This window comes from Edaphobacter modestus, assembly GCF_004217555.1.
Classification (GTDB): Bacteria; Acidobacteriota; Terriglobia; order Terriglobales; family Acidobacteriaceae; genus Edaphobacter; species Edaphobacter modestus.
This window is the reverse complement of the sequence record NZ_SHKW01000001.1, coordinates 476,741-492,646: the sequence shown is the minus strand read 5'-3', so window position 1 is coordinate 492,646 and position 15,906 is coordinate 476,741. Positions and strand designations below refer to the sequence as shown.

Annotated in this window: 12 protein-coding genes; 6 read left to right on the top strand and 6 right to left on the bottom strand. The window is 55.5% G+C overall.

Annotated elements, in window-relative coordinates; genetic code table 11:
- The first annotated feature begins 308 nt into the window (after positions 1-308).
- From BDD14_RS02035 to BDD14_RS02010, 6 genes are all read left to right on the top strand, one after another.
- Complete coding sequence (locus tag BDD14_RS02035) at positions 309-824, top strand: chemotaxis protein CheX (RefSeq protein ID WP_165419877.1); 516 nt, start codon at positions 309-311, stop codon at positions 822-824.
- A 142-nt stretch (positions 825-966) separates the two neighbouring features.
- On the top strand, positions 967-2,454 hold the full coding sequence (gene gltX / locus BDD14_RS02030; protein WP_130417359.1) for a glutamate--tRNA ligase: 1,488 nt from the start codon (positions 967-969) through the stop codon (positions 2,452-2,454).
- A gap of 505 nt (positions 2,455-2,959) precedes the next feature.
- A complete protein-coding gene (locus BDD14_RS02025; RefSeq protein ID WP_130417358.1) occupies positions 2,960-3,253 on the top strand; it encodes an Rdx family protein in 294 nt (97 codons plus the stop codon).
- Between the two features lie 118 nt (positions 3,254-3,371).
- On the top strand, positions 3,372-5,603 hold the full coding sequence (locus BDD14_RS02020) for an alpha,alpha-trehalose-phosphate synthase (UDP-forming) (RefSeq protein ID WP_242617667.1): 2,232 nt from the start codon (positions 3,372-3,374) through the stop codon (positions 5,601-5,603).
- A 29-nt stretch (positions 5,604-5,632) separates the two neighbouring features.
- Positions 5,633-6,424: a trehalose-phosphatase gene (otsB, locus tag BDD14_RS02015; protein WP_130417357.1), complete on the top strand. Its 792-nt coding sequence runs from the start codon at positions 5,633-5,635 to the stop codon at positions 6,422-6,424.
- Between the two features lie 98 nt (positions 6,425-6,522).
- Positions 6,523-7,392: a M23 family metallopeptidase gene (locus tag BDD14_RS02010; protein ID WP_165419876.1), complete on the top strand. Its 870-nt coding sequence runs from the start codon at positions 6,523-6,525 to the stop codon at positions 7,390-7,392.
- Positions 7,393-7,405: 13 nt separating this feature from the next.
- On the opposite strand, the gene BDD14_RS02005 is transcribed toward BDD14_RS02010, so the two are convergent.
- The 6 genes from BDD14_RS02005 to BDD14_RS01980 form a co-directional block, all read right to left on the bottom strand.
- A complete protein-coding gene (locus BDD14_RS02005; RefSeq protein WP_130417355.1) occupies positions 7,406-8,032 on the bottom strand; it encodes a DUF4126 domain-containing protein in 627 nt (208 codons plus the stop codon).
- Between the two features lie 52 nt (positions 8,033-8,084).
- A complete protein-coding gene (gene dgt, locus BDD14_RS02000) occupies positions 8,085-9,227 on the bottom strand; it encodes a dGTP triphosphohydrolase (RefSeq protein WP_130417354.1) in 1,143 nt (380 codons plus the stop codon).
- 104 nt (positions 9,228-9,331) lie between these two features.
- Positions 9,332-11,410, bottom strand: coding sequence for a tetratricopeptide repeat protein (locus tag BDD14_RS01995; RefSeq protein ID WP_130417353.1), 2,079 nt, complete (start codon positions 11,408-11,410; stop codon positions 9,332-9,334).
- 159 nt (positions 11,411-11,569) lie between these two features.
- A complete protein-coding gene (gene purH, locus BDD14_RS01990) occupies positions 11,570-13,186 on the bottom strand; it encodes a bifunctional phosphoribosylaminoimidazolecarboxamide formyltransferase/IMP cyclohydrolase (RefSeq protein ID WP_130417352.1) in 1,617 nt (538 codons plus the stop codon).
- Positions 13,187-13,233: 47 nt separating this feature from the next.
- On the bottom strand, positions 13,234-14,139 hold the full coding sequence (locus BDD14_RS01985) for a dihydroorotate dehydrogenase (protein ID WP_130422602.1): 906 nt from the start codon (positions 14,137-14,139) through the stop codon (positions 13,234-13,236).
- 17 nt (positions 14,140-14,156) lie between these two features.
- Complete coding sequence (locus BDD14_RS01980) at positions 14,157-15,860, bottom strand: alkaline phosphatase family protein (RefSeq protein WP_130417351.1); 1,704 nt, start codon at positions 15,858-15,860, stop codon at positions 14,157-14,159.
- Positions 15,861-15,906 lie beyond the last annotated feature (46 nt).

The window sequence follows — 15,906 nt, the reverse complement described above, 5'->3', positions numbered from 1 at the left end:
AGCCGCTGATTCAATTCCGTCCCAAAACCCTGGAGCGGCAATGATTCACCGCTTGATATATCTCTAATACTGGTCACCTTCGTCGGCATAGTTTTGGTAACACGCCAAACCGACAAAAGCAAATCAGGTCATTTATCTGAGAACCTTCAGGACAAAAATCCGCACTACAAGTCATCCTACATTGGGCGTATCAAAGTCTTTGGGTGTTTGGGTCCTTCACCATCGTCCATGCGTCTCCAATGGGGCCTAATCTTTCGCGAGCCGGTGCCGATAGAGCATCCATACGCCGAAGGAGATCTCGAGTTCTTATGGTCCAGTTAACCGTTCCGCCCGTCGACGCCAACGCAGCAAGTGACCTCGTCACGGCTGTCACTGATACTGCGGTCCTGGACAAGACCGTTGAAGAGGTACTTGGTTTGATGATGGGTGTTCCGGTCAATATCTCTGAAACTCCGGTCCCGCCATCCAATATCCCCGTTACGCTTACAGCAGTCATCGGCCTGGCGGGCGCGCTCAGCGGTGTCTTCACTGTGGTAGTGAATGAAGCCGGGGCAAAACAGATTACCGCCTGCATGATGGGTATGGAAGTTTCTACGGTCGATGACACGGTTCTCGATGGACTCGGCGAAATAGCAAATATTCTCGCCGGTGCGTGGAAGTCTAAGATTCCCGCTCTAAGTGCAGCCTGCCTGCTCTCAGTTCCTACTGTCGTCACCGGAACCCATTATGAAATCCACAAGAAAACATCGACATTCCAGCTCGCACGTTCGTACCGGTTCCAGGACTCTATCTTGACCATCACGCTCTACGGCGAATATTCATAACCGTCGCACGGAGCGGGCTAGGCTGGAAATGCATGAGGAAACTATCTATCTCAAAGGGAGCGGAACTTACCGCTCCCTTTGATTTTGTTACACTCGCAGACCATCTTCGTGTCCTCTGCTAGCATTAAGCTCGACCTTCATTATGACCAGTATCGCGACAGAAACTCCCATCCGCGTCCGTATAGCCCCCTCGCCTACCGGCGACCCCCACGTGGGTACCGCCTATATCGGGCTTCTCAATTACATTTACGCTCGTCAGCGATCGGGAAAATTTATCCTCCGCATCGAGGACACAGACCGTGCGCGCTTCGTCCCAACGTCCGAACAGATGATCTTCGATTCTCTTCGATGGCTTGGGCTCACATGGGATGAGGGTCCTGATGTCGGTGGTCCTTTTGGCCCCTACCGCCAATCCGAACGTACCGAGATTTATCGAAATCACGCCGAGATTCTACTTGAGAATGGCACTGCCTACCGTTGCTTCTGCAGCCCTGATGAATTGGAAGAGGTGCGCAGGCAGCAGATTGCAGCTAAATTACCTCCCCGGTACCCCGGAACATGCCGTCACCTTACCCCCGAACAAATTCAACAAAATCTTGCAAATGGCAAGTTGTCCACCATACGTCTCGCTGTTCCGCCTCGTGGAACTGACCTGACATCCGCTACCACTTTTCGAGATGAGCTCCGCGGGAACATCACCTTCGAACACAATAATGTCGACGATCAGGTTCTTTTGAAGTCTGACGGCTTCCCCACTTATCACCTCGCCAATGTCGTCGACGATCACCTCATGCAGATTACGGACGTTATCCGCGCCGAGGAGTGGATCTCCTCTACGCCGAAGCATGTATTGCTGTACCGCGCATTCGGGTGGCAAGTCCCGCGCTTCTGGCACATGCCTCTCCTGCGAAATCTGGACAAGTCCAAAATATCCAAGCGCAAGAATCCCGTTTCGCTCATCTACTACCGTGACAGCGGGTATCTCCCCGAGGCGATTACTAACTTTCTGGGATTGATGGGCGGCGGCATGCCTGCAGACATTAACAACGGGACCGAGCAATTCACGCTTCCGGAGATGGTCGAGCACTTTGTGTTTACCAATATCCGTCTCGGGGGCCCAGTCTTCGACCTGACCAAGCTTAAATGGCTCAACGGAGAGTATCTTCGTAAGCTCACGCCGGAGGCCTTCTTCACAGCCGTTCGGACTCGTCTCTTCGGCGACGACTACCTGGGCCAGATTTCGGCTCTCATGCAGACTCGAATTGAAACTCTCACTCAGTTTGGTGATCTGACCAGCTTCTTCTTCTCTGATAACGTAAGTCCATCCCAGGATGTCTTTCTTCCCAAAAAGCGAAACTTGGAAGAAACGCTTGCCTTTGCGCAGGATCAGCTCGCTACTCTCGAGGCTACCGACTGGACACACGATTCCTTGGAACTCGCGTTGAAAACGCTCGGCCAGGATAGATCCTGGTCGGTCAAAGAGAACTTCATGTTGCTCCGCGCAATTATCACCGGGAGCACCATGTCCCCTCCCTTGCTCGAGAGTATGGTGGTCTTTGGGAAGGCGCGATCGCTTGACCGTGTTCGCCGCTTCCTGGAAGCCCAGAAGAAGCTGGCCAACAAAAAGTAGCGGAGCAGATCATCGGATCGTCTCCCTGGCTCGTGATGTCTCGCATCGGCCACAAGAGCATTCTTGACGTTCTGAGAACCGCAGAGCACCCGATTTCCGATTTTGTTGAGCAACTGGGACGGAACGATATTCCATCCATCGGAAGTGTTCTCATGAAAGCTGGGATAGCGTGTCACAACGGAACCCCGTTCCCTTGTTCTACACAACCGAGCTCGAACCGGAGATTCTGGCAGAACGGATAACAGGTAAACCAGGGCATGCCCCACATGAATGAACGTCGAAGGACCCACTATTGTCGGATCGGCGACCATTACCCAAGATCGGCTCGAGCCACGAGAGATACCAACCTATCAACACTTCCAAGCCCCATATACCCGGAGGCGAACGACAGGACGTTTCAGCACTTCCGGGCCATAACGCGCTCTACCTTTGATGCTCACATTTCGCGGAAACGGCTGTCCGTCGAAATCGCGCGTAGCGGAAGGTACAAGATAGACTTGAGAGAATGAATACCAGTCGCGCACGTATCGAGATCGAATATTGCACCCAATGTCGGTGGCTCCTTCGTGCGGCCTGGACTGCGCAGGAGTTGCTCACTACCTTTCAGGATGAAGTACGCGAAGTCTGCCTCCAACCGGGAACGGGCGGCATCTTTGAAGTGAGGGTCGGGGAAGACATCGTCTGGTCTCGCGCGCAACAGAAACGCTTTCCCGAAATGAAGGAACTCAAGCAACTCATTCGAGATCGCATTGCTCCGGAACGCGATCTCGGACACTCGGATCGAGATCCGTTACTGTGAATCAGCAATTTAGCTCTCGATCCGGTCATAAATCAACTACAACCGGCATCTACGTTTAAACTAATCTTTTGCTGCTTTTTTAGAAGCATGCATCTACGAGCCTATGCGAATTTTAAGTTTGCGACTGATCATAGCGCTGATCCTGGGAGTCACCCTGGTGTCTCTCGCCTCGTCCTGGTCCGATGTGCAGGATGACAAAGAGGCCCTCCGGCGCGATCTTCAATATAAGGCGGAAACTTTTGGGGAAAGTCTTGCCAGCAATGCCGAGCTGTATCTCGCAAGCGGAGATACCGGTAAACTCGAACAACTGGTGCGGCGATTTAGCAACCGCGACCATTTGCTGGGAATTGGAATCTACGATCATGATGGATCCACGCTGGTAATGACACGTGAGCTCGGGTCCTTGCTATCCGGGGCCCCGGAAGCGCTTTCGAGTGCGCTCTCGCACGATCGTCCTGAGACACGGTTTACACGATTGCGTTTCAGGCGGGTGTACCTCCTAGCTGCGCCATTGCACGCACCAGACAAAAGCATCATCGGCGGAATTGTCATCGTCTATGAAACCGGCTACATTCGCACGGAAATCTTCCGCGTCTGGGGCCGCGTCTTCATTCGTATCGCCGGCCAGGTTCTTGTCATCGTCGCAATTACCCTGCTCATCGTTCGCTGGAGCGTTGCCGGGCCTATCGCTCGCGCGGCTCAATGGATGAAGACCCTCCGGACTGGAAGACAGGTGGTTCAACCGCCGTCCAAGGATCTCGATTTTCTTCTCCCTTTGGCTCGCGAAATGGCTCCTTTGGCGGAGAGTATGCAGCGAGCACGAGCTGCCGCAGAGATCGAAGCCCGGTTACGTAATACCAACGAATCTCTCTGGACAGCACAGAGGCTGGCAGAACATGTTCGCAGCAAACTGGATGGTAGCAGCCTCTTCGTCGTCTCCAATCGCGAACCGTACGTCCACAACTGGCAGGGCAACACGATCACCGTGACAGTTCCTGCCAGCGGCTTGGTCACGGCGATCGAACCGATCCTCTGCGCCTGCAACGGTACCTGGGTCGCTCAGGGGAGCGGCAGCGCCGATGCAGAAACCGTAGATAATCACGATCGGTTGCAAGTCCCGCCGGATGACCCCAAGTACACACTTCGTCGAGTGTGGCTCAGCGCTGCAGAAGAAGAAGGCTATTACTATGGCTTCGCCAATGAGGGCCTCTGGCCTCTCTGTCACATGGCGCACACTCGCCCCACTTTCAGGGCATCTGACTGGGAGTTCTACAACGCCGTTAACGAGAGATTTGCCGATGCTCTGGTCGAGGAGATGGCGGGCGAGCGGGATCCGGTAGTTCTGATTCAGGATTATCATTTTGCGCTCCTGCCCAGAATGATCAAAGATCGTATCCCCCACGCCAGGGTTGCCATCTTCTGGCACATTCCCTGGCCGAATCCGGAGTCCTTCAGTATCTGCCCCTGGCAGCGGGAGCTTCTGGATGGATTGCTAGGAGCGGATCTCATTGGGTTCCATGTGCAGGCGCATTGCAATAATTTCCTCAGCACCGTCGATCGTGTTCTTGAGGCACGAGTCGATTGGGAACACTTCTCCGTGAAACGGAACGACCACTGGTCTTCCGTGCTTCCCTTCCCAATCAGTGTGGAGCTAACCGAGGACTCCTCCGGTCTCCCCCTCGATCATTCCTTCGAAGAGGAACGTAGCGCCATAATCGGAGAGTTGGGAATCGATGCCACCTTTCTCGGCGTCGGCGTCGATCGCGTCGACTACACGAAAGGAATTATCGAGCGCTTCCAGGCCGTAGAGTCGTTTCTTGAACGCCATCCTCGGTATCAAGGGAAATTTACCTTTATCCAGATCGGTGCTCCCACACGCAGCAATATTCCGCGGTATGCCGAGTTTCAGAGAGAAGTGGAGTCTGAGGCCACCCGCATCAACGACCGCTTCAAACGAGGTAAGTGGAGACCCATCGTTTTTCTCAACCGCCAGCACTCCCATAAAGAAGTGCGACGCTACTATCGAGCGGCACACGTTTGCATGGTCACGTCCCTTCACGACGGCATGAATCTGGTCGCGAAGGAATACGTAGCAGCACGCAGCGATGATCGGGGAGTCTTGATTCTCAGCAGATTCACCGGCGCGGCAAGGGAGTTGCGCGACGCGCTTATCGTAAATCCGTATGACATTCAGGGAACGGGGCAAGCGATTGCTCGTGCCTTGGAGATGGACGTCACCGAGATCGTCGACCGCATGCGAAGAATGCGCAAAATGGTCAAGGAACACAATATCTATTGGTGGGCAGCTTCTCTCATCGGAGAACTCTGCGAGCTTCGACTGAAGCGCTAATATTCAGCGAACTATGGGGAGATTTTGAAATGCCAGAGAGCTCGCAGATCAACGCTAGGACAGACTTTCTCAACAAGCTTCCGGGAGCACCAGCTTCGGTTTTGCTACTGGACTACGATGGCACCCTGGCCCCCTTTCACGTCGAGCGTGATCGGGCTTATCCTTACCCCGGGATCCTGCCATTACTAGGGGCTATCCAGCAAACCGGTAGAACCGCGGTTATCGTGATCACCGGGCGTCCGGTCGAGGAAGTACAAGCTCTTCTCCAACCCTTAGCTGGGATTGAGATCTGGGGAGCGCACGGCCTCGACCATCTCCTACCCAACGGAACGCGCGAGCAAGTTCCTATTGATCCCAGCCTCACTCACGCTCTCCAACGAGCTGAGGAATGGTTGCACTCCCAGGGTATGTCTGCCCTTGCCGAGGTTAAACCGGGGGGAGTCGCGGTTCACTGGCGCGGAATGTCCGAAGACCAGATACAAGAGATCCGCTCCAGCACGCTGCAGGGTTGGGCCCCTCTTGCAGAGCCTAAAGGCCTCAAGCTTTTACACTTCGAGGGTGGCATCGAGCTGCGCGTGACCCGACCCGACAAAGGTGATGCGGTCGGAGCCGTCCTCAGAGATCTGGATCTCTCCGTGCCGGTCGCTTTTCTGGGTGACGACCTCACAGATGAAGATGGATTCCGTAAGCTGGCACAGCGGGGACTCTCGATTCTGGTCCGAAACGAATACCGTGAGACCGCAGCGACGTCCTGGCTTAAGCCACCTCAGGAACTCACCAGTTTTCTGGAGCAATGGTTGCGTCGAACCTCCATAAGCTAACAGATCGAAAGATGATTCAGAGCTGATCGCAGCACAGTTCAAGCGCACGTATCATGGCCAGGGTTATGCTCCTAGCCATGAGGAATCTCGTTCGGATAGTGCTGCCACTTGTTCTTGTAGCCTTTTTGATTCCATCCATCCGGGCACAACCAGCCACCTCCATCGCTTGGACACCAGATATTCTGTTTACCGGTTCACCGTGCCTGTTTCGGGTCAACTCGCCGTCGCTCACAGGAGTTACCGGAACCTGGCAAGGTCATGAACTGAGCTTCTTTCAGGAGCCAAAAGATCCCGACTCCTGGTACTCCCTTGCAGGAGTGGACGTCGGGGCGAAGTCGGGTAGCTATGAGCTTACGATTGAGCTAATTCAACAGAGCGGCACAAAGACGATTCGTCGTACCATCGATGTCGCTCCCGCGCCCTACAAAGAAATTCCACTCACCGTACCGCAGAAATTTGTGGAGCCCAGTGAGCAGGAGCAAAAGATCATAGTGGCAGATCAGCAGGTCAAGCGCAGGATCTTCGCGCGCTCTGCCAACAGCCCGCTTTGGACTGGGAGCTTTTCCCCGCCCTTGAAGTCTGCACCTCGCACCGACTCTTTTGGTACACGGCGTATCTTCAACGGATCGCTGGTAAGCGTTCATCGTGGTCTCGATTACCGGGCGAAAGTTGGCACACCTGTCAGAGCTGCCAACTCCGCACGCGTCTTGCTCGCAAGACCTCTCTTTTACGAGGGCAATTGCGTCATTCTCGATCATGGTCTGGGTCTCATGACTATCTACATGCATCTGTCGGAATTCAAAGTCAGAGAAGGAGAGCTGGTAAGACGTGGACAGATGATTGCGCTCAGCGGCGAAACCGGTCGAGCAACCGGTCCGCATCTGCACCTCAGCGTCCGCTGGCAGGGGGAGTACCTTGATCCCGCCAAGCTCTTCTCCTTGAACGTTCCAAGGCCAGTACAGCCATAAAATTATCTCTATTCTAAGGCCCGTGTTTAGCGCTGCTTTCCGCTTGGGGATCTGCTCGGAAGATCTTTTTCAGTGGCTTTTGAACCGCTTTCAGCAATGCCCTTGCCATAAAGAATCCTGCCAGTAACAGGCAAATCGCCATCCCCCCAGCGATAAATGGATGGCTCGTTGCGAACCACGTGATCCCGATGGCCAATACATCTTCGGTAGAACTCAAGGCGATGTTGGAGATCGGCTCAGGGCTAGGTGTAACAGCAGTGCGTACAAGCGTCTTTGAGCTGTGGGAGGCTAACGCAATTCCGGCCCCGATAGCCGTCGCGAGGATCTGCATCGACGGCGATAATTGCGCACTGGCATGGTAGGCAACCAAACCCGCGACCGGAATCCTGACCACGGTTTGAAGGCCGTTCCAGATCACGTCGAATCCGGGAACCTTGTCTGCAAAAAACTCCACCACAAACAAAATGCCGCATGTCACGATCACCCATGTGGCGCCTATCCCCTCCAGGCCCGGAGGGAGTGCCACCCAGTGAGTCCGTGCGAGAACGCCAAGCGTCAGGACAGTAGCATAGATGTTCAGGCCGCCCGCGAAGCTGGCCGCAACGATCAGCGCCGTAATGTTCGCTGCCTGAAACTGCATAGAGTAGAAATTCTACTCCCGCTCTAGGGCAGAAGACGAAGAACGCACGAAGTCAGCGTCGCACAGCACGTTTTACCTGTGCATACTGCTCCAGGATGAAGCTGTCCGTCATTCCGGCAATATAATCTGCCACCACTCGAGCCAGACCTTCCGTCTCTATATCGTGAAAGTGGCCCCGCGGAAGCTCTTCCGGATCCCGCATCCAGAACTCGAAAAGCGCTGTTACGACCTGCTCGGCCTTGTCGTGTTCCCGTTCCAGAGAATCACAGGTGTATAGCGTGTCGTAGAGGTAACGCTTTTCCTCCAGCCGCTCCGATTCCGCTTGCGCGGAAAAAACCGCCAGCCGCTTTGGATATCTCCGAATCTCTTCAAGCGATGCAGCCCCAATTGCCTGGACATTGGCAAGTGTCGTTGCTATTAGATCATCCGTCAGGAAGTTCTGCATGAACTGAAGGGCTTCGTGAAAAAGATACTTCTCCTCAACACCCGGATGACGCTCTTCTACCACTTGATAGCAGCGACCGAGAATCGTGACATTCTCGCGAATATGCCTGATCTCGAGTAGACCGGATTCGACGCCATCATCCAGGTCCGCCGTCAGATATGCTATCTCGTCCGCCAGATCGATGAGTTGCGCTTCAAGAGGAGGCTTCTCGTCCAGAAAATACTGCGCGAGCTCAGGATGCCCGGCCGCACTGTAATCGCGGGAGTGCTTGATGATTCCTTCCCGGACGCCTAGCGTAAGGTTCAACCCGCGATGAGCGGCATAACGCTGCTCGAAGTGCTCCACAATGCGCAGAGCGTGTAGATTATGGTCAAAGATCAGGCCATGTCTGCGCAAACATTGGTCCAGGGCGCGCTCTCCAGCGTGACCAAAGGGAGGATGCCCGATATCGTGCACCAGCGCCAGCGTTTCGACAAGATCCTCGTTCAGGCCCAACGTAACTGCCGCGGCGCGCGCAATCTCTGCCACCTCAATCGTATGGGTCAAACGGCTGCGAAAATGATCAGACGATCGGCTGGTAAACACCTGCGTCTTTCCAGCCAGCCTGCGAAACGCCCGTGATTGGACCACGCGTTCGCGATCCCTCTGAAAGGCCGTTCTCGACGGACGCTCAGGTGCTGGATAGATCCGCGCCGTGAGAGGATCGAGAGTACCTCCAGCCACCGCACAATCCTTGAGATCGTTCGCCATACCACTCTGAGTGTACAGAATTCCCTTGTCGTATTTAGCACAACAGGTTAAACACAAACAGGCACGCCACCCCGCCTGAGTGGCACGCCTGTCCTGACGATTTCCTATTTTACTGAGTTCGTGTTTAGTCTCGACAACTTCACTCTTGCATTGTCGAGCTTGTGCTGCACCTTCGCTACATCTTCGGAGTCTGCATCTGCTGGAAGCGAGCGCGCATACTCGGTCAGGGAGCGCTCCCACTGTTCAACAGCCAGTTTTAGTTTTCCTGTTCGCTCGTAGATCTCGCCAAGATGATCATGGATGGTGGGATCTCCACTGTTTCGCTCATTGGCTTTCCGAATATTTTCTTCCGCCAGCGCATATTGACCTGTCTTGTAATATGCCCAGCCGAGGGAATCCAAATACGCATAGTTCTGCGGATCCAGCTCAACCGCCTTACGAATCATTACCAGGGCCTCGCTCAACCGCACACCACGATCGGCAAGCATATAACCGAGGTAGTTAAGAATCGTTGCGTTCTGCGGATCGATCGCCAGCGCCTTGCGAAACTGGCTTTCCGCCTCATCATATTGCTTCTGCCTGTCGGCCAGGATTCCACGCATGAAATAGACATAGAGTTTCTCGGCAGGCGTATTTGAAAGCGCCTCGCCCGCGCTTAACTCCTTATTCGCATCCGCCCAGCGTCTGAGACGTACATAAACGTTCGCCAGTCCGAGATGAGCCTCGCGATCGTCTTTCTGGTTACCGGCCTCGGAGATCTGGGACTTGGCGAGCGCAATTCCCTCCTCTACCTTGCCGGTGTCGGCCAGTTGGCCAGCATACATCAGCTGAACAGATTGATCTTTCGGAAGACTCTTCGCGGCTTCCGCTGCTGCGGCGGTGGCTTCCTTCCACTGATGTGCATCCCGGTAGGCATCTACCTGCCCCTGATACCCGTTCTTCGTGAAATCACCGCCCAGCGGTATCATCTGCTTATAGGCTGCTACCGCTTCATCGGTTTTGTTCTGTTCGCGATAGATAATTGCTATCCGATCAAGAAAGATGGCCCTGTTGCTTTTTTCCTGGTCAGTGTAAGCACCATCTGGGTGCGAGCTCTGGTCCACGAGAGCTTTCAGTGTCCGAATCGCGTCATCGTACCTTCCCAGTGAGTCATAGACCAGCGCCTGGTTGTAGTTCAGTTCGAGATTATCCTGGGCCAGAGGCTTGGCCTTATCAAGGGTCGCCAGAGCCTGGTCATAGTGCCCCTGCTGCCGCTGAATATCCGCAATTTTTATCTGAGACTGGGCATCCTGCGGTTCCGCCGCAACGACATTGGTGAATATCTTCAATGCCTCGTCCAACTGACTATCACGAAGCAGCGCGTTTGCCAGGCCGCGCTCGCTGTCGACGTTATCCGGATCATCGTCGAGAGCCCTTCGGTACGAGTCAATCGCCTCTTTAGGCTTCTTCAGCTGGTCATAGGTAGCACCCAGGGCGAAGTCGATCCTCGCACTTCGATCGTCAACCGGGATCGATTTAAGCACATCAACGGCACGAGAATAGTCGCCCTGTTCTGTGTACAGGCGGTACAGATTCAACACCACCTCTTCAGAGTCACCATCGATATTCTGAGCAGCCTTAAACTCTGCCTCCGCCTTCGCCGAATCGTGGTTCAGACCGTACAACTGCCCTAGCAGCAGGCGTGTCTCTACGTCCTTCGGCTTCAGTTCAGCAAGTTTTTCGTACTCCGCAATCGCCAGCTTCAACATTTGGCCAGACTGCTGCCCTTGCATATCCCCTAGTGATCGGAGATAAACCTTGCCCAGCAGCTCATGGGCCGACACGTCGTTCGGGCTCTTCTTGACCTGATCCTGGGCTGAGGTAACTGCCTCGCGAATTCGCCCGAGCTTGAAATACAACTCCGCCAAGCCATCCTGGAGCGTCGCTGAATTCGGATCGGCATCCATCGCAAGCTTATATTCTTCAATGGCTTGAGTAGCATAGTCCGGTCTGCCGGCACTCACCGCCATATCCTCGTACATATGGGCGAGCCCATAGTGATAGTAGGCAGAAGCACGGTCCGAATTCTGATTCGGCGCTGCGGCGGGTGCAGCAGTCTGGGCCGTCATTGGAGAAACGGAAGCCAGTATGGCTGCTGCGGAAAGCAACCGCAGGGCGGAGGCACGTACAAACGGTTTTGTCATCAATAAGTTCCTGTGCCACCTGAAGATGAAAAGCATATCCAAATCACGCTAGAACGGGACCAACACACTCCATTTAGACGACCGCTATGGCTGATTGGCTGCAAACAGCCGTTGATGAGGTCACGGCCCAGCATGGCCGTGATTATATTCGCCTTTTCCTCATCCGTGCCGGAAATGACGGACCCCCGTCAGAGCCATAGCCACGCCCAGCCGGTCGGCGGCGGCGATTACGTCCGCGTCCTTTACCGATCCTCCAGGCTGTATCACCGCCGTAGCCCCCGCTGCTGCAATAGTTTCCAGTCCATCGGGAAACGGGAAGAAGGCGTCCGAGGCTGCGACGGTTCCCTTCAGCGGCAGGACAGCCTTCATGGCTCCGAACTTCGCGGCATCCACACGACTCATCTGTCCGGCGCCAATCCCTACTGTCTGGCCATGCCCCTCGGAATATCGGGCATACACGATGGCATTGGACTTCACGTGCTTGCAAACCTTCCAGGCAAACAGAAGGGCACGCATCTCCTCTGCCGTAGGAGACCGCTGAGTCACGATCTTCAACTCCGCTTCGGTCACCCGCAAACGGTCGGCGTCCTGCACCAGGAACCCGCCTGAAACCTGCTTGATCACCCGGGCCGTATCAGCCGGAACAATCTTTACCAGCCTTAGATTCTTCTTTGCCGCGAATCGCTCTAACGCCTCGTTCGTAAAACTCGGAGCTACGATCGCTTCAACAAATAATTTCGCAATCTCGTCCGCTGCCTCTCCGTCCACCTCTCGATTCACTCCGATCACACCACCGAATGCCGAAACCGGATCTGCCTCAAGGGCACGTCGATAAGCTTCCAACACAGTCTTTCCAGTCGATGCGCCACAGGGATTTGTATGTTTGATGATGGCCACCGCAGCTTCGGTCGCCGCATCGAACTCGCTCACCAGTTCCCAGCACGCATCCAGGTCCACAAGGTTGTTGTAGCTCAGCTCCTTGCCCTGAAGCTGTTGAACGGCCGCAACTCCCCTTCCGCTTCCATCGATGTAAAGGCCCGCCCGTTGATGTGGATTCTCTCCATACCGCAACGTCTGCGTCAACGGATCGATGACTCGCAGGGTCTGTGGCAGCTCCCCGGAAAATTTAGCTGGTCCCGACGGAACCTCGATGCTCTCAAGTGCGGTCGCGATTCCCGCATCGTAGGCAGCCGTCACCCCAAACGCCCTTTTCGCCAGGCGCCATCGAGTCGCCCGGGTCAAGCTCCCCTTATTACTTGCAAGCTCCTCGGCCAGCCCACCGTAATCCTCTGTGGAGGTTACGATCGCCACATCCTCGAAATTCTTAGCCGCCGATCGCACCATCGACGGACCGCCGATATCGATATTCTCGATCACATCGGCAAAGGCCACCCCTGGTTTGCTTGCGGTCTTCTCGAAGGCGTACAGGTTGACCACGACCATATCGATCGGCTCAATCCCATGCGACTTTACGGCCGCAACATGTTCCGCATTTCCGCGCATGTGCAAAATGCCGCCATGTACCTTAGGGTGCAACGTCTTGACCCGACCATCCAGCATCTCCGGAAATCCGGTCAACTCGCTGATGTCTTTGACACCCAGACCCGCATCGCGCAGCGCCTTCGCGGTTCCGCCAGTCGAAACCAGCTCCACACCATGCTCGGCCAGCGCACGGGCAAACTCGACAAGGCCGGTCTTATCGGTAACAGACAAAAGAGCGCGGCGGACAGGACGAAGATCGACAGAGACAGCGGAAGGAGCACTATGTGAGGTCATCAATCATTATTTTATGTCCTCTCGCTATCCGCCTCCACCTGGTCGACTTATAGGACCACCGAACCTGTCAGCGAACACACCCGCTCCACCTGGTGCGAAGCGCACCATTTCTTCATCCCGTTCGCAATATTCTCCACGGCTCGCGGATCGGCATAGCTAGCCGTACCCACCTGCACCGCCGTCGCGCCGGCCATCATGAACTCCACCGCATCCTCGGCCCGTACGATTCCCCCCATCCCCACCACAGGAATCTTCACTGCCTCGGCTACCTCATACACCATCCTCACTGCAATCGGCTTGATCGCCGGCCCCGACAAGCCTCCCGTCACGTTCGCTATCCTCGGCCGCTTCGTCTCCAAATCGATCGCCAGCGACACAAACGTATTCACCAGCGAGACCGCATCTGCACCCGCTTCCTCCGCCACCTTTGCCATTTGCCCGATGCTGGTCACATTCGGCGACAGCTTCACCATTAGCGGCCTCTTAGCTGCCTCCTTGGTCCTTGAAACCAGCTCCCTCAGCAGCCCCGGATCGGTCCCAAAGACCATTCCCCCGTGACTCGTGTTCGGGCAGCTTGCATTCAGCTCATACATGGTGATCCCCTCGGCATCGTTCAGTACCCGGATCACGTCGAGGCAGTCTTCTACGGTATATCCAAAGATATTCGCAATCACCACGGCGCCCTTCATTTGGCGCAGCTTCGGCAGCTTCTCCTCCACGAAAGGCCGCACGCCCATATTCTGCAGCCCAATCGCGTTGATCATCCCAGCCGCCGTCTCAATAATCCTCGGCGTCGGATTCCCCTGCATCGGCTCCTTCGAAAGCCCCTTGGTCACAAACGCACCAATGCGGTCGAGGGAGACAATTTCCTCGAACTCCACCCCATATCCGAACGTACCGCTGGCCGCAATCACGGGTGAACGCAGCTCTACCCCCGCCACGTTCACCGTCATGTCTGGCCCATGAGAGCTCACCGGGATGTTCCCTTCTGCGTCTTTCCATGCTCGATATCGCGCACGGCCACGCTATTCCCGGTATCCGGCCTCATCACCTGGGTAAGCACGCGTCCTTCGCTGCTGGAAGGCTGATTCACACGGAGAATCGATGCAACGGTCGCCGCTATATCCACCGGTGCCACGCGATCGTGATAGGTACCGGGAATAAACATCGAACCGTAAAAATCCAACGGCACATGGCGGTCGTAAGCGAACGAGGAATAATGGGTTGCTCCCAGCTCGCCGCCCGGAAACTGAAAAGCATCGAAGTTCACAAAGATCGCCCAGCCCACGTAAGGCGAATAGCTGTGTAGGAGCCTCCGCCCGAGCTCCGTATCCGGAATCTCTCCAGACCGCATCTTCGCGACCGGATATACCGCGCCCAAACTCAACGGATCGGCCTCACGGCCAGTCGGCGTGGCTCTCTTTGATCGCTTCACCGTCAGGTCTCCGCCATCCTCCTCCACTAATCTTTCGAGCATCTCGCCCGCCGCGGTCTCAGCCTCAAGTTCGGTCACGTGAGCAGCTTCGAACGCCTTCTGGTTCAGCTGAATGTACGGATACTCCCCTCCGACCACATACTTGTCGCCTTTTTTCACCGACCATTTCTTTTCGAGCTCCGCCTCCAGACCTTTCAAAACCGCTGCGCTCTTCACCGCCACCGACGGCATCTGTGCATCATTTGCCGCCTGCATGGTTGGAGCCACACCATGGTCCCCCGACATCGCTACAATCACGTTCTGGAGTCCAACCTGCTTGTCCAGGAACGTAAAGAAGTCGTTCAGGGAAACGTCGACTGCGTCAATCATCTCCCGCTGCTTCGGCGAATCTGGTCCAACCTTGTGGCCCAGGATGTCCGTATTGCTGATCGACACCGTCAGCATGTCCGTGACACCGTTCTTCCCGAGGTTCTCGCTCTTCACCAGTTCCTTCGTGAAGTCCATCATGTACTGTACCGCCGCTGGCGTCTGTCCCACCTCTTCGTAGAAGTTGCCCGTCGGTATTCCCGCGGCCTGCCGGGCCTTTGCTCTCTCATCGCTCGCGTTGAATGCCTTCGCCCATGCCGGTAGCTCCGGCATCCAGTAGCTCGACGTTATGAATGCGCCCGAATCGTGATCGGTCCAGAACGCGCCCTTCGACGCATGGCCGGAGGTCAAAATCGCCGCCCGGTCCTTGAACGAAACACCAAATACCTTCGCCCGTCCCTGGGTGGCCAACACCAGCTCATCGCCCACCGTGGACGCCGCCTCCCGGTGTGGAGAAGCCCCTGGCGATGTTGCTTCCCCTGCGGGCATGCCCACCAATTTGTACCGATCATCGCTCACTGAGCTCACCAGCCGCAGCCTCCCATCCGGCCCTGGCTCCCACCACTCATTGATCGGAACTCTGTGGCCGTCCGTGTAGCTTCCCGTTCCGATCGTGGAATGCCCCGCCGCCGTCACCAGGTTGGCGTAGTCGTAATAGCAATCCGTAAAATGCACGCCTTTTTTCAGGAACAGATTGAACCCGTTCGGGGTCTTGAAATCGTCGCGGTAGCGGTCCAGATAGTCCCCACGGAACTGGTCGATCACGAGAATCACAACCAGCTTCGGAGTTGCATGATAGGCATCGGCACGCGCAGGAATAGAACCCGGCATGACAAGAGCAAAAATAAGGAGAATGGAGGCAATGGTACGCATTCTTTTAGAGTAACTGCATTCCCTTCAAAATCGAGCGGGCAACTCC